General features: G+C 68.6%; 20 protein-coding genes. 11 read left to right on the top strand and 9 right to left on the bottom strand.

Going from position 1 to position 17600, the window contains the following annotated elements; all coding sequences use genetic code 11:
• The 6 genes from A9W96_RS04810 to A9W96_RS04785 all read left to right on the top strand — a co-directional run.
• Positions 1-342: Lrp/AsnC family transcriptional regulator (locus tag A9W96_RS04810; RefSeq protein ID WP_067138192.1), on the top strand; the 342-nt coding region annotated here is incomplete at its 5' end.
• 52 nt (positions 343-394) lie between these two features.
• Positions 395-1738: an L-lysine 6-transaminase gene (gene lat, locus A9W96_RS04805; protein ID WP_067138197.1), complete on the top strand. Its 1344-nt coding sequence runs from the start codon at positions 395-397 to the stop codon at positions 1736-1738.
• Between the two features lie 174 nt (positions 1739-1912).
• Positions 1913-2296: a hypothetical protein gene (locus A9W96_RS04800; RefSeq protein ID WP_066868551.1), complete on the top strand. Its 384-nt coding sequence runs from the start codon at positions 1913-1915 to the stop codon at positions 2294-2296.
• A 47-nt stretch (positions 2297-2343) separates the two neighbouring features.
• Positions 2344-2655: a protein UsfY gene (gene usfY / locus A9W96_RS04795; RefSeq protein ID WP_066868549.1), complete on the top strand. Its 312-nt coding sequence runs from the start codon at positions 2344-2346 to the stop codon at positions 2653-2655.
• A 422-nt stretch (positions 2656-3077) separates the two neighbouring features.
• On the top strand, positions 3078-3515 hold the full coding sequence (locus tag A9W96_RS04790) for an ATP-binding protein (protein ID WP_007773234.1): 438 nt from the start codon (positions 3078-3080) through the stop codon (positions 3513-3515).
• Positions 3512-4300, top strand: coding sequence for an RNA polymerase sigma factor SigF (locus A9W96_RS04785; RefSeq protein ID WP_067138190.1), 789 nt, complete (start codon positions 3512-3514; stop codon positions 4298-4300). The genes A9W96_RS04790 and A9W96_RS04785 overlap by 4 nt, the downstream gene beginning before the upstream one ends.
• Here A9W96_RS04785 and A9W96_RS04780 read toward each other — a convergent pair.
• From A9W96_RS04780 to A9W96_RS04745, 8 genes are all read right to left on the bottom strand, one after another.
• Entirely contained in the window at positions 4271-4708 is a 438-nt protein-coding gene (locus tag A9W96_RS04780; protein WP_066880544.1) for an STAS domain-containing protein, read from the bottom strand. The two genes, A9W96_RS04785 and A9W96_RS04780, sit on opposite strands and share 30 nt — an antisense overlap.
• Before the next feature lie 182 nt (positions 4709-4890).
• Entirely contained in the window at positions 4891-6687 is a 1797-nt protein-coding gene (locus tag A9W96_RS04775) for an acetyl/propionyl/methylcrotonyl-CoA carboxylase subunit alpha (protein ID WP_066868542.1), read from the bottom strand.
• Positions 6688-6813: 126 nt separating this feature from the next.
• The gene (locus A9W96_RS04770) at positions 6814-7233 is read right to left on the bottom strand and encodes a SufE family protein (protein WP_066880546.1); all 420 of its coding nucleotides are present in this window, start codon (positions 7231-7233) and stop codon (positions 6814-6816) included.
• Between the two features lie 13 nt (positions 7234-7246).
• On the bottom strand, positions 7247-8137 hold the full coding sequence (locus A9W96_RS04765) for a sulfurtransferase (protein WP_067138188.1): 891 nt from the start codon (positions 8135-8137) through the stop codon (positions 7247-7249).
• A gap of 39 nt (positions 8138-8176) precedes the next feature.
• Entirely contained in the window at positions 8177-8665 is a 489-nt protein-coding gene (locus tag A9W96_RS04760) for a pyridoxamine 5'-phosphate oxidase family protein (protein ID WP_066868537.1), read from the bottom strand.
• A 65-nt stretch (positions 8666-8730) separates the two neighbouring features.
• Complete coding sequence (locus A9W96_RS04755; RefSeq protein ID WP_066868535.1) at positions 8731-9372, bottom strand: nucleoside triphosphate pyrophosphatase; 642 nt, start codon at positions 9370-9372, stop codon at positions 8731-8733.
• The gene (locus tag A9W96_RS04750; RefSeq protein WP_369806899.1) at positions 9369-9641 is read right to left on the bottom strand and encodes an acyl-CoA carboxylase subunit epsilon; all 273 of its coding nucleotides are present in this window, start codon (positions 9639-9641) and stop codon (positions 9369-9371) included. Before A9W96_RS04750 ends, A9W96_RS04755 begins: the two co-directional genes overlap by 4 nt.
• On the bottom strand, positions 9638-11278 hold the full coding sequence (locus A9W96_RS04745; RefSeq protein WP_066868533.1) for an acyl-CoA carboxylase subunit beta: 1641 nt from the start codon (positions 11276-11278) through the stop codon (positions 9638-9640). The genes A9W96_RS04750 and A9W96_RS04745 overlap by 4 nt, the downstream gene beginning before the upstream one ends.
• A 119-nt stretch (positions 11279-11397) precedes the next feature.
• Between A9W96_RS04745 and A9W96_RS04740 the strand changes: the two genes are divergently transcribed.
• The 5 genes from A9W96_RS04740 to A9W96_RS04720 are packed head-to-tail and all read left to right on the top strand — an operon-like array spanning position 11398 to position 16752.
• Positions 11398-13167, top strand: coding sequence for a CocE/NonD family hydrolase (locus A9W96_RS04740; RefSeq protein ID WP_197499400.1), 1770 nt, complete (start codon positions 11398-11400; stop codon positions 13165-13167).
• Entirely contained in the window at positions 13164-13790 is a 627-nt protein-coding gene (locus A9W96_RS04735; protein WP_066880550.1) for a TetR/AcrR family transcriptional regulator, read from the top strand. Before A9W96_RS04740 ends, A9W96_RS04735 begins: the two co-directional genes overlap by 4 nt.
• Positions 13791-13792: 2 nt before the next feature.
• Positions 13793-15340 carry an FAD-binding protein gene (locus A9W96_RS04730; protein ID WP_066880552.1) on the top strand — a complete coding sequence of 516 codons (1548 nt, stop codon included), beginning with the start codon at positions 13793-13795 and terminating at the stop codon, positions 15338-15340.
• 17 nt (positions 15341-15357) lie between these two features.
• Positions 15358-16191 (top strand): biotin--[acetyl-CoA-carboxylase] ligase, encoded by an 834-nt coding sequence (locus tag A9W96_RS04725; protein WP_066868527.1) that lies wholly within the window; start codon positions 15358-15360, stop codon positions 16189-16191.
• Positions 16192-16233: 42 nt separating this feature from the next.
• Entirely contained in the window at positions 16234-16752 is a 519-nt protein-coding gene (locus A9W96_RS04720; protein WP_066880556.1) for a PH domain-containing protein, read from the top strand.
• On the opposite strand, the gene A9W96_RS04715 is transcribed toward A9W96_RS04720, so the two are convergent.
• Complete coding sequence (locus A9W96_RS04715; RefSeq protein ID WP_066868524.1) at positions 16707-17366, bottom strand: GtrA family protein; 660 nt, start codon at positions 17364-17366, stop codon at positions 16707-16709. The genes A9W96_RS04720 and A9W96_RS04715 overlap by 46 nt on opposite strands.
• Positions 17367-17600 lie beyond the last annotated feature (234 nt).

Here is a 17600-nt window from a genome sequence, read left to right as displayed (position 1 = left end):
GTGCAGTCGCGGGTGCGCAGGCTCGAGGCGCGGGGGGTGATCTCGGGATACTCGGCGCGCATCGACCCGGAGGCGGTCGGGCACCTGCTGTCGGCGTTCGTGGCCATCACTCCCTTGGATCCCTCTCAACCCGATGATGCGCCCGCCCGCCTCGAACACATCGAGGAGATCGAATCGTGTCACTCGGTGGCCGGCGAGGAGAGCTACGTCCTGCTGGTGCGTGTCGAGTCCGCCCGGGCGCTGGAAGACCTGCTGCAGCGGATCCGGACCACCGCGAACGTCAGGACGCGAAGCACCATCATATTGAATACTTTTTACACCGATAGGCAACGAATACCATAAAATATACGGCGCATCCCTCATGATTCCGTAAAAATCGGCTACCATGAGCGCCATGACCGCCACCCTGGACCGCTTCAGCGGCCGGCGCACCGAGCCCGAACGGGTGCACGAGGTGCTGGCGCGCAGCATTCAGGTGGATGGCTTCGACTTCGTGCTCGACCTGGCCCGCTCCGCGGGCTCCTACCTGTACGACGCCCGCGACGGGCGGCGCTACCTGGACATGTTCACCTTCTTCGCGTCGTCGGCGCTGGGCATGAACCACCCCGCGCTGGCCGGCGACGAACAATTTCGCGCCGAGCTGACCCAGGCCGCGCTGAACAAGCCGAGCAACTCCGACGTGTACTCGGTCGCGATGGCCGGTTTCGTGCAGACCTTCGCCCGGGTGCTGGGCGATCCGGCCCTGCCGCACCTGTTCTTCGTCGACGGCGGCGCGCTGGCGGTGGAGAACGCGCTCAAGGTGGCGTTCGACTGGAAGAGCCGGCTCAACGAAGCCCGCGGGATCGATCCCGGGCTGGGCACCCGGGTGCTGCACCTTCGCGGCGCCTTCCACGGTCGCAGCGGATACACGCTGTCGCTGACCAACACCAAGCCGGCAACGGTCGCCCGCTTCCCCAAGTTCGACTGGCCGCGCATCGATGCCCCGTTCCTCCGGCCCGGCCTGGACGGGGCGGCCATGGCGGCGCTCGAAGCCGAGTCGCTGCGCCAGGCCCGGGCGGCCTTCGAAGCACACCCGCACGACATCGCATGCTTCGTGGCCGAGCCCATCCAGGGCGAGGGCGGCGACCGTCACTTCCGGCCCGAGTTCTTCGCGGCCATGCGCGAGCTGTGCGACTCCCACGACGCCCTGCTGATCTTCGACGAGGTGCAGACCGGCTGCGGCCTGACCGGAACGCCGTGGGCCTACCAGCAATTGGGCGTGCCGCCCGACGTGGTGGCGTTCGGGAAGAAGACCCAGGTGTGCGGGATCATGGCGGGCCGCCGGGTTCACGAGGTCGCCGAAAACGTCTTCGCGGTCCCGTCGCGGCTGAACTCGACGTGGGGCGGCAACCTGGCCGACATGGTGCGCGCCCGCCGCATCCTGGAGGTGATCGAGGCCGACGACCTGTTCGCGCACGCCGCCGAGCACGGCGCCCACCTGCGCGACCGCCTCGACGAGCTCGCCGCGGAATTTCCCGGCGTCGTGCTCGACCCCCGGGGGCGCGGTCTGATGTGCGCGTTCAGCCTGCCCAGCGCCGCCGACCGCGACGAATTGATCCGCCTGTTGTGGCGGCGCGCGGTGATCGTGCTGCCCTCGGGCGACGACGGTGTCCGGTTCCGTCCGGCGCTGACCGTCTCGCGCGCGGAGATCGACGCCGCGATCCGCGCCATCCGCACCGCGCTGCGGACGCTGAATTAGCGCGTTGACCTCACGCCGAGCCGGTTTACCCCGGTTTGCCGCGGGGTATTTGAACCCCTGCGCCTTCCGCTGCTACCAGCGCGCGACTGCTGCCCAGAAGCTAGCGCGGTAACCAATGCGACGCGGCGAACGAATAAAAGATAAGCGTGAGGCCCCGAAGGGGAGGTGACAACGATGCAGAAAGCGGATGCGCGATCAGGTGGTGATCGCCTGGGACAGGAGGACGGCGAGGTGCTGGCCGCCGTCCGGTTCACCGTGCTGGCCACGCTCGCTGCCGTCGGCTTCCTATTGATCGCGGCGGTGTGGGTGAGTACCTGCCCGGGGGTGAATGTGGACACCGTGGCATGCGGTCCGCCCCAGCGCACCCTGCTGGCGTTCGGAGGCCCGCTCATCGCCCTGGTCGCCGGGGTCTGGGCGTTCGTGCGCACCTATCGGGTGTGGAAGGCCGAGGGGACCTGGTGGGGTTGGCACGGCGCGGGCTGGTTCTTGCTGACGGCGATGGCGCTGATGGTCGCCATGGGTGTCGCTCCGATCGCAGGGCCGGTACTGGCTCTTTAGGTTTGTTCTCCCGCGCTCTAACGTTGATGGTGCGGTGAGGAGCAGCTATGGGAGACACCTACCATGACCCCGTCGACCATCTGAGGACCACGCGACCGCTCGCCGGCGAGTCGCTGATCGACGTCTTGCACTGGCCTGGCTACCTCTTAGTCGTCGCGGGCGTGATCGGGGCTTGCGGCAGTCTGGCGGCCTTCGGCAGCGGACATCACCACGAGGGCATGACCGCGGGCGTCGTCGCGGTCATCGCCACGGTGCTGGGGCTGGCCTGGCTGGCGGTGGAGCACCGCAGGATTCGCCGGATCGCCGATCGCTGGTACACCGAACATCCCGAGGTGCACCGGCAGTGGCCGGCCAGCTAGGGCCGCCGATCCGGCACCGACTCGGCCGCCTTTTTCGCCGGTGACCTGCCCGGACGCCGCGCTGTGTGAAATATCGCATGAAAGCCGAATCGGCGGTTACGGCCGCGGACTTGTGGGTATCAGGTCTGCACCATGATGAGTGCCGGAACGGTTGCGTTTGCGTGGTCACCCCATCATGGGGGACAACATCACGAACACACCGACATAAATGCCCACTGCGACCAGGAGCAAGACGACCAGCGTGACCCCGGCGATCACCGCGACGCGCGTGTACCGGCGCGTCGCGTCTGTGTCTGTCGTGTCAGGCCCACGCACATCGGGCCGAATACCCGGCGGCGATCATGACTAACCGGCTCGAGCGCGAGGTCCACGGTGGGCTGCGAAGCAGTAGTAGTGTCAGTCAAACATTGCCGGGAGACCATATGAACGATGCTGGATTGCACGCTAACAAGCGTCCGCGCGGCCACCGCGCCGTCGAGCTCCACGTTGCTGCGCGACTGGAGAACCTCGCGATGCTGCGCACCCTGGTCGGTGCCATCGGCACCTTCGAGGACCTGGATTTCGACGCGGTGGCGGACCTGCGGCTCGCGGTCGACGAAGTGTGCACCCGGTTGATTCGTTCGGCCACTCCCGACGCGACCCTGATCGTCGTGGTCGACCCGCAAGACGACCAATTGGTGGTGGAAGCCTCCGCGGCATGTGACACCCACGACGTGGTGGCGCCCGGCAGCTTCAGTTGGCACGTGCTGACGTCGTTGGCCGACGACGTCCAGACTTTCCATGACGGTCGCGAACCCAATGAAACCGGCAGTGTTTTCGGCATCACGCTGACGGCGCGACGGGCGGCCTCCAGCAGGTGACAGCGCGAGCTGCCGGCGGTTCGGTTTCACGTCCGAACGAATACGCCGATGTTCCGGACATGTTCCGTGAGTTGGCCGACATCACGCCCGACTCCATGGAATTCCAACGTCAACGGGACAAGATCGTCGAGCGCTGCCTGCCGCTGGCCGACCACATCGCGCGCCGCTTCGAGGGTCGCGGCGAACCGCGCGACGACCTGGTCCAGGTGGCGCGCGTCGGATTGGTCAACGCCGTCGTCCGCTTCGACGTCGAAGCCGGGTCGGACTTCGTGTCCTTCGCGGTGCCGACGATCATGGGCGAGGTCCGCCGCCACTTCCGCGACAACAGCTGGTCGGTCAAGGTCCCGCGGCGGCTCAAGGAACTGCACCTGCGCCTGGGCACCGCCACCGCCGACCTGTCGCAGCGGCTGGGCCGGGCGCCGACGGCGACCGAACTCGCCGCCGAGCTCGAAATGGACCGCGAAGAGGTGGTCGAGGGCCTGGTGGCCGGCAGCTCCTACAACACGTTGTCGATCGACAGCGGCGGCGGCAGCGAGGAAGAGGAAGCCCGCGCCATCGCGGACACCCTGGGTGACGTCGACACCGGGCTGGACCGCATCGAGGACCAGGAATCGCTACGACCCCTGCTCGAGGCGCTGCCCGAGCGGGAGCGAACGGTGTTGGTGCTGCGGTTCTTCGAGTCGATGACACAGACCCAGATCGCCGAGCGGGTCGGCATCTCCCAGATGCACGTGTCGCGCCTGCTGGCGAAGTCGCTAACGCGGCTCCGGGACCAGTTGCAGTAGCGCCCGGGGCTCTTCGTCGTCGTCGTCAACGCGGAGCGGCTCCAGCAGCGGCTCGGCCCGCGGCGTCGTCACCGGCAGCGTGGCGTCGGGGTCGCAGACCCGCAACAACCTCGCCACCGCCGGGCTGGGTGCCATGGCCCAGGACACCTGGGCGGCCGAGCACGCCACGTTGATCCGGTGCAGGGCGGAAAAGCCCGCAGTGCCAATGAATTTCAGGCCGCGTAGGTCGAGGATCACCCGCCGCGAACGATTGGTGCTCTGCCGCACGTAGGCGGCGAGTTGGTCGGCGTTGGCCGCATCGAGCTCACCGTCGACCGTGATCAGGGTGCCCGTCGGGCCCCAGCGCGCGGTGAATTGTGCTGTGCGGCTTTGTTGCCAGGATTGGGCCACAGACATTGTTGACTCCATATCCCCTGCGGGGATTTGTTATGTCGATACGTAAGCCGCGCGAAGGAAATTCGCCAGATGAAGGGAATTCCGCCTACCCACGTCACAAACGTATCCCGGGCGGCTGTGAACTCAACCTTGCCCGCAACCCTACTCGCGGTAGCCAGGGCCTACAACGTGTCTGGGAAATCTCTCAGGGAGCGCTATTTGATCTCGGCGAGCACGGTGCCCTGGGTGATGGCGGCGCCGGGCTCGACCGCAAGTCCGGTGATGACACCGTCCTTGTGCGCGGTGACCGGGTTCTCCATCTTCATCGCCTCGAGCACCACGACCAGATCGCCCGCGGCGACCTCCTGGCCCTCCTCGACCGCGACCTTGACCACGGTGCCCTGCATGGGCGCGGTCACCGCGTCGCCGGAGGCGGCCGCACCCGCGTGCGCCCCGCGCTTGCGCGGCTTGGGCTTCTTGCGGATGACTCCGGCCGGATCGGCGGCGCCGCCGTTCGACAGCGCCAGGTCACCGGGCAGCGACACCTCGAGCCGGCGGCCGCCGACCTCCACGACCACCTTTTGGCGCGGCCGGGCGTCCTCTTCGTCGAGAGGCTCGCCGCCGGTGAACGGTTCGATGGTGTTGTTCCACTCGGTCTCGATCCAGCGGGTGTGCACCGAGAAGCTTTCGCCGTCACCGATGAACGCCGGGTCGGACACCACGGCCCGGTGGAACGGGATGACCGTGGCCAGACCCTCGACGTGGAATTCGTCCAGCGCGCGCCGCGAGCGGGCGAGCGCCTCCTCGCGGGTGGCGCCGTACACGATCAACTTGGACAGCATCGAGTCGAACTGGCCGCCGATGACCGAACCGGCCTCCACACCCGAGTCCAGCCGCACGCCGGGTCCGGTCGGGATGTCGTAGCGGGTGACCGGGCCGGGCGCGGGCAGGAAGCCGCGTCCGGCGTCCTCGCCGTTGATCCGGAACTCGATGGCGTGCCCGCGCGGCGTCGGGTCCTCGGTGAGGTCCAGCTTCTCGCCGTTGGCGATCTTGAACTGCTGCAGCACCAGGTCGATGCCGGCCGTCTCCTCGGTGACCGGGTGCTCGACCTGCAGGCGGGTGTTGACCTCCAGGAAGGAGATCAGGCCGTCCTGGCCGACCAGGTACTCGACGGTGCCGGCGCCGTAGTAGTGCGCCTCCTTGCAGATCCGCTTCGCCGACTCGTGGATCTCCTTGCGCTGCGCGTCGGTCAGGAACGGCGCGGGAGCCTCCTCCACCAGCTTCTGGAACCGGCGCTGCAGCGAGCAGTCGCGGGTGCCGGCGACGATGACGTTGCCGTGCTGGTCGGCGATCACCTGGGCCTCCACGTGGCGCGGCTTGTCCAGGTAGCGCTCGACGAAGCACTCGCCGCGGCCGAACGCGGCGACGGCCTCGCGGGTGGCCGACTCGAACAGCTCGGGGATCTCTTCGATGGTGCGGGCCACCTTCATGCCGCGGCCGCCGCCGCCGAACGCCGCCTTGATGGCGATCGGCACGCCGTACTCCTTGGCGAAGGCCACCACCTCGTCGGCGTCCTTGACCGGGTCGGGGGTGCCGGGCACCAGCGGCGCCTGCGCGCGGGCGGCGATGTGGCGGGCGGTGACCTTGTCACCGAGGTCGCGGATCGACTGCGGGCTGGGCCCGATCCAGATCAGGTTCGCGTCCAGCACCGCCTGGGCGAAATCGGCGTTCTCCGAGAGGAACCCGTAGCCGGGGTGGACGGCGTTGGCGCCCGACTTGGCCGCCGCGTCGAGGAGCTTGCCGATGTCCAGGTAGGACTCGGCCGACGTCTGACCACCCAACGCGAACGCCTCGTCGGCCAGACGCACGTGCGGCGCGTCGGCGTCGGGCTCGGCGTACACCGCCACGCTGGACAGGCCCGCGTCGCGGGCCGCGCGGATCACCCGGACAGCGATTTCGCCGCGGTTGGCGACGAGCACTTTGGAGATCCTCGAGCTGGCGTGACTAGCCACAGCGCCTCCTGTTTGGCATAACCGCAGACGTATTTCTGCGGGCTTCTCTAAGAGAATTTCTTACAACGAGTTCTCGGGAAGTCTAAGCGCCGCGCCGTTGGGCCCGACGAGGCGGCCCACCTTTTTTCAGGACGACTCGCGCAGCCTGCGCTTGATGCGGGCCAACATCGCCGACAACCCGCGCAAACGCAGCGGGCTGATCAGAGCGGCCAGGCCCAGGTCGGCGTAAAAATCCTCGGGCACCGCCAAAATCGCGGCGGCGGGTTGCTCGTCCAGACCGGTGGCCAGAATCGACGCGAACCCACGGGTGGTGGGCGATTCGGCGGGCGCGCTGAAGTGCAGCCGCACCCGGTCGGGGTCGCTGGCGTCGACATGCAAAAACAGCGGCGTCTGGCACTCGGGCACCGGCTCCATGGCCGCCTCTTGCAGGTCGGGCGGCAGCGCCGGCAGCTCGTTGGCGAATTCCAGCAGCAGCGCCAGCTTGTCCTGGCCCTCGACTTCGGCGAAGTCGGACACCACCTCGGCCAGGGGAGCGGGCATGGTCATCGCGGCGCCGCCATCAGGCCGGAACGGTGCCCGGCTCTTCACCCGCCACGATCGGCGTGCGCACCGTGTTGCCCCACTCGGTCCACGATCCGTCGTAGTTGCGCACCCCGGGCTTGCCCAGCAGATGGGTCAGCACGAACCAGGTGTGGCTGGACCGCTCGCCGATGCGGCAGTACACGACGGTCTTGTCGTCCGGCTCGATGAAGCCGTACAGCTCCTCGAGTTCCTCGCGGCTGCGGAAGCGGCCGCTCTCGTCGACGGCCTTGGCCCACGGGATCGACCGCGCGGTGGGGATGTGGCCGCCGCGCAACACGCCTTCCTCCGGGTACTCGGGCATGTGCGTGCGCTTGCCGGTGTACTCGTCCGGCGAGCGCACGTCGATCAGCGGCTGGCTGCCGAGAATGCCCAGCACGTCGTTCTTGAAGGCGCGGATGGGCCCGTCGTTGCGGGTCACGACGGGATAGCCGCTGGAGGTCTTGGTGGGGACGTCCAGCGTGGTCTCCCGGCGTTCGGCCAGCCACAGGTCGCGGCCGCCGTTGAGCAGCCGCACGTCCGGGTGGCCGAACAGCGTGAACACCCACAGCGCGTAGGCGGCCCACCAGTTGCTCTTGTCGCCGTAGATCACCACGGTGTCGTCGCGGGCGATGCCCTTGCGGTCCATCAACTCCGCGAACCGCGCGCCGTCGATGTAGTCGCGGACCCGGGGGTCGTTGAGGTCGGTGTGCCAGTCGATCTTCACCGCGCCGGGGATATGGCCGACGTCGTAGAGCAGCACGTCCTCGTCGGATTCGACGATCGCCAGGCCGGGGGCGCCTTGGTTGGCGGACAACCAGTCGGCGGTGACCAGGCGCTCGGGGTGGGCGTAGGCCGACAATGTCGGGCTTGGATCGGAGGGTAATGCCACACTGCCGAGCCTACCGCCAGCTCCGAAACGGCCAGCAGGTCAGTGCTTGCGGACCACCCGCTCGGGCACGCCGGGATTCCAGATGGTGACATCCAGGTGGCCGTCTCGGACCTCGACCGCCGATGCCCCGGTGACATCGGCGCCGAGCAGGTCGAATCGCTGGTCGCGCAGGTCCAATCCGGTTTCGGAGAACAGCGCCTCGGCGAAGCGCCGGTGCACCGCGCCGTAGGGAACGACGCGGGCCAGCCCCCACAATTTCGCGTCCCCGTCGGTCACCTCGGTGTCGACGGTCGCGGTGTGCAGACAAAACCTCGGGTCGCGCGCCAGATCGAGGAACTTGGTGGTGGCCGGCATTCCCGGTAGCCACAACTCGTCCTCGAAGATCCGCGGCTCCATCGGGCTGATCCGGGGGAAGCCGTCGGAGCGCAGGGTGGCCAGCATGCACAGGTTGCCGCTGGCTCGATGGCGACGGGTGAAGATGCCGGCGATGCGCGGGGCTTGGGCGGTGAACTCGCTCCACGTGGTCATGGCTTGACCCTAGGGTTCGGGCCCGACATGTACTTCGGCGCCGAAGGCGGAGCGGGCCTGCGGATTTAGCGGCTCGGCGCTGCCGTCCACAGCGCGGACACCGACAGCCCGACCCGCTCCAGCAGCGACCGCAGTAGCGGCAGGCTGACGCCGATCACGTTCGAGGGGTCGCCGTCGATGCCGTCGACGAACCAGCCGCCCAGGCCGTCCAGGGTGAACCCGCCCGCCACGTGACGCGGTTCCCCGTCCGCGACGTAGGCCCGCAGGTCCGCCTCCGACGGGGTGGCGAAATGAACTGTGGTGCAACGCGATTCGACTTCGCGGTGGGTGATGGCGCCGTCGCGCAGCCGCAGCAGGCAGTGCCCGGTGTGCAGCTCACCGGAGCGGCCGGCCATCAGGCGCCACTGGCTCGCGGCGGCCTCGGCCGTCCCGGGCTTGCCGCACAGCCGGTCGTCGATCGACAGCATCGAATCACAGCCCACCACAACGCAATCGGCCGCGACATCACCGTCCAGCCCGCCGGCCACCCGCTGGGCCTTGGCTTCGGCCAGGGCGCACACCACGTCACCGGGCGACGCGGTCGGGCCCAGCGCGGCGGCGACGGCATCCTCGTCGACGCCGGAGACCACGACTAGCGGGTCGACGCCGGCCTGGCGCAGCACCTTGAGCCGGCCGGTCGAGGCCGACGCCAGCACCAGGCGGGTCAATGCCTCATGTGGGTCATCTGCTGGAACGTGAGCCGCTGATAGTTCGTCATCGCGAACCGCAGCCGGTCGACCGGCAGGCCCCAACGGGTCCGCTCGGGCTGTTCGGGCTCCGGCGCGCCACCGGCGCAACCCAGGACCGCGACCAGGGCGGCCACCTCCTCGGCGGTGGGCTCACCCCGCAGGATCTGGATGTGCGGCTCGTGGGGTGCCGCGTGGGCTTCCGCGTCGGCCGGCACGTCGGTCTGCACGTTGTCGGTCGTCTCGCTCACAGTGGTATGTTCCCGTGCTTCTTGGGGGGCAGGTGGGAGATCTTGCGTTCCAGCAGGCGCAGCGCGGTGCCGATGTAGCCGCGGGTGTGCGACGGCGGGATCACCGCGTCGACGTATCCCCGCTCGGCGGCGACGTACGGGTTGACCAGGGTGTCCTCGTACTCCTGCTGCAGCTGCAGGCGCAGCGCGTCGACGTCCTTGCCCTCCTTGGCCGCCTCGGAAAGCTGCTTACGGTAGACGAACCCGACCGCACCCGAGGCGCCCATCACGGCGATCTGCGCCGACGGCCAGGCCAGGTTGACGTCGCAGCCCATGTCCTTGGAGCCCATCACGCAGTAGGCGCCGCCGTAGGCCTTGCGGGTGATGACGGTGATCTTGGGGACCGTGGCCTCGCCGTAGGCGAACAGCAGCTTGGCGCCGCGGCGGATGATGCCGTTGTACTCCTGGCCGGTGCCCGGCAGGAAGCCCGGGACGTCCACCAGCATGATGATCGGGATGTTGAAGCAGTCGCAGGTCCGCACGAACCGGGCGGCCTTCTCCGACGCGTTGATGTCCAGGCAGCCGGCGAACTGCGTCGGCTGGTTGGCCACGATCCCGACCGGCCGGCCTTCGACGCGGCCGAATCCGACGATGATGTTCTGCGCGTAGCCGCCCTGGACCTCCAGGAACTCGTCGTCGTCGAGGATCCGAGTGATCACCTCGTGCATGTCGTAGGGCTGGTTGGGGGAGTCCGGGATCAGCGTGTCCAGCTCGAGGTCCTCCTCGGTGAGGTTGTCCTCGATGGCGCCCGGCGGGTGCGGCTCGGCGTAGCGGGGCGCGTCGGTGGCGTTGTTGGGCGGCAGGTAGCCCAGCAGATCGCGGACCCAGTCGAAGGCGTCCTGCTCGCCGGAGGCGACGTAGTGCAGCGTGCCCGACTTGGCCATGTGGGTGTGGGCACCGCCCAGTTCCTCCATGGTGACGTCCTCGCCGGTGACGGTCTTGATGACGTCGGGGCCGGTGATGAACATCTGGCTGGTCTGGTCGACCATCACGACGAAGTCGGTCAGCGCGGGGGAATAGACGTGCCCACCCGCGGCGGCGCCCATGATCAGCGAGATCTGCGGGATGACGCCCGACGCCAGGATGTTGTTGCGGAAGATCTTGCTGTACAGGCCCAGGGAGACGACGCCCTCCTGGATCCGCGCGCCGGCGCCGTCGTTGATGCCGATCAGCGGGCGGCCGGTCTTGATCGCCAGCTCCTGGATCTTGACGATCTTCTCGCCGTACACCTCGCCGAGGCTGCCGCCGAACACCGTGGCGTCCTGGCTGAAGATGCACACGTCGCGGCCGTCGATGGTGCCGTAGCCGGTGATCACGCCGTCGCCCAGCGGCCGGTTGTTCTCCAGGCCGAAGTTCTTGCTGCGGTGCCGCGCCAGCGCGTCGAGCTCCACGAACGAATCCTCGTCAAGCAGGGCGAGAATGCGCTCGCGGGCGGTCAGCTTGCCCTTGGCGTGCACTTTCTCGACGGCCTCTTCGCCCACCGGGTGCAGCGACTCTTCGCGGCGCTTGTGCAGCTCGGCGAGCTTGCCCGCGGTGGTGTGGATGTCGATGGTGTGTTCGGCAGCGGGTTCCGCAGTGTGGTCGGTAACGCTCGTCATGGCAGCGATGTTATCGGCAGCCCTGTCGGTCTCCCTTAAGCAGCCCTTAAGTAGTCGACGGCGATTCGCGAATATAAACAGCCGTTGAGTTTTAGTCCGCCGGGCCATAGGGTGCAGGAGTGGCTTCCGACGACTCCCGGGACGAGATGCTGTTCATGCCGTCTCATCCGCTGCAACCGGGTGATAGGTACGGCGTGCTGAGCGGGTTCGATCCCGGCACCCGCACCCTGCCGGCCGGCTTTCGGCTCGCGCCGGCATTCCGGGAGTTGCCGGTCGACATCGTGCTGGACAAGGACGTGGCGGTCACCATGCGCGACGGCGTCACCACGTACGTCGACATCCTGCGACCGCCGGGCGACGAGAAGGTGCCGGTGATCGTGGCGTGGAGCCCGTACGGCAAGGGGGAGGGCAGCGCCCCGGCGGCGATGGGGGTGTTCGGGCTGGTCGGCCTGGCCAACGACATCGTGTCGGGGTTGCACAAGTTCGAAGGCCCCGACCCGGCTTACTGGTGTGCGCAGGGCTACGCGATCTGCAATCCGGATGTCCGCGGGGTCTCCGACTGCGACGGCGACAGCGTCCTGTGGGATCGCCAGGAGGGCCGGGACTGCTACGACCTGATCGAGTGGCTGGCCGTCCAGGACTGGTGCACCGGCAAGGTCGCGATGAGCGGCACCTCCTACCTCGCGGTCGCCCAGTGGTTCGCCGCCGCCGAGCAGCCGCCGCACCTGGCGGCGATCAACCCCTGGGAAGGCGTCAGCGACGTCTACCGCGACCTGGTGATGCGCGGCGGCATGCCCGACACCGGGTTCGCCCGGCAGCTCCGGGACAACAGCTACCGGGGTAAGGGCCGCAAGGAGGACATCCTCGCCGAGGCCGAGCGCTACCCGCTGCTCAGCGACCTGTGGCGCAACAAGATCCCGCGCGTCGAGCGGGTCACCGTGCCGGCGTACGTCGTGGCCAGTTACTCCAACTCGTTGCACACGGCGGGGACGTTCCGCGCCTGGCGTCGCCTCGGGTCGTCACAGAAGTGGCTGCGCATCCACAACAGCCAGGAATGGCCGGACTACTACGACGAAACGAACAGGGAGGATCTGCGGCGGTTCTTCGACCACTTTCTGAAGGGCGCCGACAACGGCTGGGAGCAGACTCCGCGCGTGCGTTACGCGCTGCTCGACCTCGAGGGGGGCGACCAGGTCGGTGTGCCCGCGCAGCAGTTCCCCCCGCCGGGGGTCACCTACACGAAGTACTACCTGGACGGCGCGTCGCGAACGCTGCGCACCGAGATCCCTGCCGCGGCGTCGACCGCGGCCTACCCGGCTGGTTCCGCCGCACAGGCCGACCCGAATTTCGTCTCGTTTCTGGTCCGTTTCGACGGGCGGACCACGCTGGTCGGCTACCCGAAGGCGCGGCTGTGGGTGGAGGCGACCGACGCCGACGACATGGACCTGTTCGTCTTCGTCCAGAAGCTGGACCGCTACGGCACGCCGCTGCAGCAGTTCACCGTGCCCAATCAGAGCGCGCGAGTCCACGACCTCACCGAACGGGGCGCGTCGATCCTGCGGTATAAGGGCTCCGACGGCCGCTTGCGGGTGTCGATGCGCCATCGCGACGAGGCTGCGTCGACCGATGAGGTTCCCGTGCATAGCTTCGACCGGGTGCAGAAGCTGACTCCGGGCGAGGTGGTCGAGGTCGAAATCGAGCTGCTGCCAATCGGTCTCGTGTTCTACCCCGGCGAGCAGCTGCGGCTGATCATCAGCGCGCGGAACCTGTTCGGCACCTGGATGCCGGGACTGCGCGAATACGCGCCGCGCAACAGCGGGCAGCACGTCGTCCACACCGGGGGATCGCGCGGCTCGTATCTGCAGTTGCCGGTTCACCCGACGCCATGACCACCAAGCCCGTCGCCGCCGGGCGCCGCGGGCGCCGGCCGGGGGCGAACACCACCCGGCAGGCCATCCTGGACGCGGCTCGCGCCAGGTTCGCCGCCGACGGCTATGCCGCCACGACGATCAGGCGGGTCGCCGCCGACGCCGGGGTCGACGCGTCGCTGGTGATGCAGTTCTTCCGGTCGAAGGACGAGCTGTTCGGCGCGGTCATGTCGATCACGCCGGAAGCATTGGCGCGCTTGGGATCCGCGTTCGAAGGTCCCGACGAGCACCTCGGGGAGCGAGTGGTGCGCGCATTTTTCGATGTGTGGGAGGGCGACCCGCGGGACTCGGAGCCGTTGCTGGCGATGTTGCGTGGAGCCGTGGCGGAAGGTGCGGCAAAAACCGGGGCCAACGAGCAGCTCCGCGAGTTCATCCAGGCCCGGCTGCTCGACGGCATCCGCTCGCGACCGGGCGATCCCGACGACGCGGCGCTGCGCGCCGGTCTGGCGGCGTCGATGTTGGTCGGTATCGTCGTCGGACGACGAATCGTGGGAGTTCGGATCCTCACGGAAGCGGACAGCGACACGTTGATCGCGCGGCTGGCGCCGGCGATCCAAACCGTATTGACGGCGGCGCAGGAGTAGCGATGGTCGACTGGGCGGCCGAATGTGACGTGCTGGTCGCGGGTTCCGGCGGTGGCGGCGTGACCGGTGCCTACACCGCGGCGCGCGAGGGCCTCGACGTGCTGCTGGTCGAGGCGACGTCGAAATTCGGTGGCACCACCGCATATTCGGGTGGGGGCGGCGTGTGGTTCCCGTGCAATCCCGTGCTGCTGCGCGCGGGTACCGACGACACCATCGAGGACGCGCTCACCTATTACCGCGCGGTGGTCGGTGACCGTACGCCGCGCGAGCTGCAGGAAACGTATGTGCGCGGCGGCGCCCGGCTGATCGAATACCTGGAAGCCGACCCGAACCTGAAGTTCGTGCCGCTGCCCTGGCCCGACTATTACGGCAAGGCGCCGAAGGCGCGCCTGGACGGCCAGCGCCACATCGCTGCCAAGCCGCTGGCGGTGGCCGCCGCCCCCGAGTTCCGCGAGGCGATCCGCGGGCCGCTGGACACCGACCGGCTCGGCGCCGAACCCCCGTCGGACTACTACGTCGGGGGCCGCGCCCTGATCGCGCGGTTCCTCAAGGCCATCGGCCAGTACCCGACGGCGTCGCTGCGCCGCGACGCCGCGCTGGTGGAGCTGGTGGTGACCGACGGCCGCGTCACGGGCGCCATCGTCGAGACCGCCGGCGAGCGCCGCGCGATCCGGGCCCGCCGGGGGGTGCTGCTGGCCGCCGGGGGCTTCGAGGCCAACGAGGAGCTGCGCCGCCGGTACGGGGTGCCGGGAACGTCGCGAGACACCATGGGCGGCCCGGGAAGCCGCGGCCTGGCGCTGCAGGCCGGCATCGCGGCGGGGGCCGACACCGACCTGCTCGACCAGGCCTGGTGGTCGCCGGGCATGACCCATCCCGACGGCCGGTCCGCCTTCGCGCTGTGGTTCACCGGCGGCATCTTCGTCAACCAGGACGGCGAGCGATTCGTCAACGAGTCCCGGGCCTACGACCGGGCCGGCCGCGAGATCATCGCCCAACTGGCCGACGGGTCGATCACGTTGCCCTACTGGATGATCTATGACGATAAGGAGGGTGAAGTGCCGCCGGTCAAGGCGGCCAACGTCTCCATCGTCGAGACCGAGCGCTACGTCGCGGCGGGCCTGTGGCACACCGCGGACACCCTCACCGAGCTCGCCGCGAAGATCGGCGTGCCGGGCGAGCGGCTGGTGGCGACGGTCGCGCGGTTCAACGGTTTTGCCGCCGCCGGTGTCGACGAGGACTTCGGCCGCGGCGACGAGGCCTTCGACCGCGCCTTCTCGGCGGGCGCGTCGCCGCTGGTGCCCATCGACTCCCCGCCGTATCACGCCGCCGCCTTCGGCATCTCCGATCTGGGCACCAAGGGCGGTCTGCGCACCGACACCGCGGCGCGGGTGCTCGACGCGGAAGGCACGCCGATCCCCGGCCTGTACGCGGCGGGTAACACCATGGCCGCGCCCAGCGGCACGGCGTATCCCGGCGGCGGCAACCCGATCGGAACCAGCATGCTGTTCAGCCATTTGGCCGTGCTGGACATGCGCGACCGTCGGCCCTGAGTTCTAGGCTGGGTGCGGTGACGGAACGAGATCGCCTTCGAGCACCGCTGGACGAGGGCGCGTTGCGCGCCGAGTTGATCGGCACCGGGCTGGGCTGGCGCAAGCTCGAGGTCGTCGAGCAGACCGGCTCCACCAACGCCGACCTGCTGGCGCGCGCCGCGGCGGGCGACGACGTCGCCGGCGCCGTGCTGATCGCCGAGCACCAGACCGCCGGGCGCGGCCGGCACGGCCGCGGCTGGTCGGCCACGCCGCGGGCCCAGATCACCATGTCGGTCGGGGTCAGCGTGGTCGACGTCCCGACCACCGGATGGGGCTGGCTGCCGCTGGCCACCGGGGTGGCGGTGGTCGACACCGTGACGCCGCTGCTGGCGGGCACCGGGGCGCAGGCCGGTCTCAAGTGGCCCAACGATGTGCTGGCCGGCCCGCCGGATTCGCCGGGCAAGCTGGCCGGAATTCTGGCCGAGGTGGCCAAGCCCGTCGTGGTAATCGGCTTGGGGCTCAACGTGACTCAGTCCGCCGAGGAGATCGACGGGCCCGGCGCCCCCATGCTCAGGTCGTTGCTGGACCTGGGGGTCGCCGCGCCGGACCGCACCGGGCTGGTGTCGGCCCTGCTGCGCGAACTGGGGCGGCGGATCGTGGGCTGGCGCGCCGCGCGGGGGGCCGACTGGGCCCTGGCCGCCGATTACCGGGCTCGCAGCCTGACCCTCGGCAACCGGGTGCGCGCGCACCTGCCCGGCGGCAAACAGGTCGACGGGACCGCCACCGCCATCGACGACCAGGGCCGGCTGTGCCTGGAAAGCGGCGGGCAGACCGTCGTCGTCGCGGCCGGTGACGTGGTGCATTTGCGCTAATGGCGCGCGGATCGGCGCGGCGCGCAGCTAATGTCTGCGGGCATGGGCTACCCGGATAACGTTCTGGCCGCCGGCGAACACGTCATCGTGCACCGCCACCCGCACTGGAAGCGGCTGATCTGGCCGGTGCTGGTGCTCATCGGGGTGACCGGACTGGCCGCGTTCGGCTCGGGGTACCTCAACTCGACGCACTTCGAGCAGCTCGCCAAGAACATCATCTACGGCGTCATCTGGGGTGTCTGGCTGGTGATCGTGGGCTGGCTGACGCTGTGGCCGTTTCTGAGTTGGCTGACCACCCACTTCGTGGTGACCAACCGGCGGGTGATGTTTCGGCACGGGGTGGCCACCCGCACCGGGATCGACATCCCGCTGGCGCGGATCAACAGCGTAGAATTCCGCGACCGCATCACCGAGCGGATGTTCCGCACCGGGACGCTGATCATCGAATCGGCGTCACAAGATCCGTTGGAGTTCTACGACATTCCGCGGCTGCGCGAGGTACACGCGCTGCTGTATCACGAAGTCTTCGACACCCTGGGTTCCGAGGAATCGCCCAGCTGACCGAGCCGGCCTGCCCGGTTGCGCCAGGCGCGCAGCAGCGTGACGTTGTCCTTTTCGATCTCGTCCTCGAAGATCTCGGCGATGCCGCCGGCGGTCAGCGCGGATTCCAGCGCCTTCTCCGGGTCGCGCGCGAACTGGTCGGGGAACACCCAGCGCCTGAACGCCCAGAACCGGAACGCCATCTGCAGCAGGTTGCCGATGATGTAGGCCGAGATGAAGTCGGCGACGTTTTCCACCGCCAGCGACACCATGGGCTCGCGTAGCTGCAACACGTAGCTGGAGAACCACAGCGGCGCCATGGACAGCAGCACCCCCACGCCGCTGAACGCGAAGAACAGCAGCGCCTCGTGGTGGCGCTCGCGGCCGCCGCGGTTGCGGAAGCTCCATTCCCGGTTCAGCACGTAGGACGCGATCACCGCGACAATGCCGGCGATCACCTTTGCGGTCACCGGTTTGGGCTCCAGAATTGTCAGCTTCAGCGTGTAGAAAATCGCCGAGTCGATGACAAATGTGGTTCCGCCGACGATGGCGAATTTGATCAGTTCGTGGTGGCGTAGCAAATAGGGCTGCATAACCCTAGGCAGACGCGAAATCGTGGCTTCGGCGAAGGACACAACACGTCAGTGTACGGACGGACACAAATTCGACGCAAAATTGTACGTAACAATTCGGTGTCGGCCCCGGTCAACACGCCTTTAGCGTCGGGAGTTTCGCCGTGACACCATGATGGCCGTGCCGAGTACACGCCCGCCGGGCGCCGCCCCCTCCGCAGCCTCATCCTTGGCCCGCACGCTCTCGGCCAGCTGGTCCTGGAACTCCACGATCCGCGCCCGCAGCGCCGGGTCCGA

This window comes from Mycobacterium sp. 1245852.3 (genome assembly GCF_001669335.1).
Taxonomy (GTDB): Bacteria; Actinomycetota; Actinomycetes; order Mycobacteriales; family Mycobacteriaceae; genus Mycobacterium; species Mycobacterium europaeum_A.
Note: the sequence above shows the minus strand (reverse complement) of the source record. Positions and strands in the feature narration are given on the sequence as shown.

Coding starts and splice junctions, on each gene's coding strand:
- A9W96_RS04800 (WP_066868551.1), top strand. CDS start 1,913: ATGCAGAAAGCGGATGCGCGATCAGGTGGTGATCGCCTGGGACAGGAG.
- A9W96_RS04780 (WP_066880544.1), bottom strand. CDS start 4,708: ATGGAGTCAACAATGTCTGTGGCCCAATCCTGGCAACAAAGCCGCACA.
- A9W96_RS04735 (WP_066880550.1), top strand. CDS start 13,164: ATGACCACCAAGCCCGTCGCCGCCGGGCGCCGCGGGCGCCGGCCGGGG.
- A9W96_RS04720 (WP_066880556.1), top strand. CDS start 16,234: ATGGGCTACCCGGATAACGTTCTGGCCGCCGGCGAACACGTCATCGTG.
- A9W96_RS04730 (WP_066880552.1), top strand. CDS start 13,793: ATGGTCGACTGGGCGGCCGAATGTGACGTGCTGGTCGCGGGTTCCGGC.
- A9W96_RS04790 (WP_007773234.1), top strand. CDS start 3,078: ATGAACGATGCTGGATTGCACGCTAACAAGCGTCCGCGCGGCCACCGC.
- A9W96_RS04760 (WP_066868537.1), bottom strand. CDS start 8,665: ATGACCACGTGGAGCGAGTTCACCGCCCAAGCCCCGCGCATCGCCGGC.
- A9W96_RS04745 (WP_066868533.1), bottom strand. CDS start 11,278: ATGACGAGCGTTACCGACCACACTGCGGAACCCGCTGCCGAACACACC.
- A9W96_RS04770 (WP_066880546.1), bottom strand. CDS start 7,233: ATGACCATGCCCGCTCCCCTGGCCGAGGTGGTGTCCGACTTCGCCGAA.
- usfY (WP_066868549.1), top strand. CDS start 2,344: ATGGGAGACACCTACCATGACCCCGTCGACCATCTGAGGACCACGCGA.
- lat (WP_067138197.1), top strand. CDS start 395: ATGACCGCCACCCTGGACCGCTTCAGCGGCCGGCGCACCGAGCCCGAA.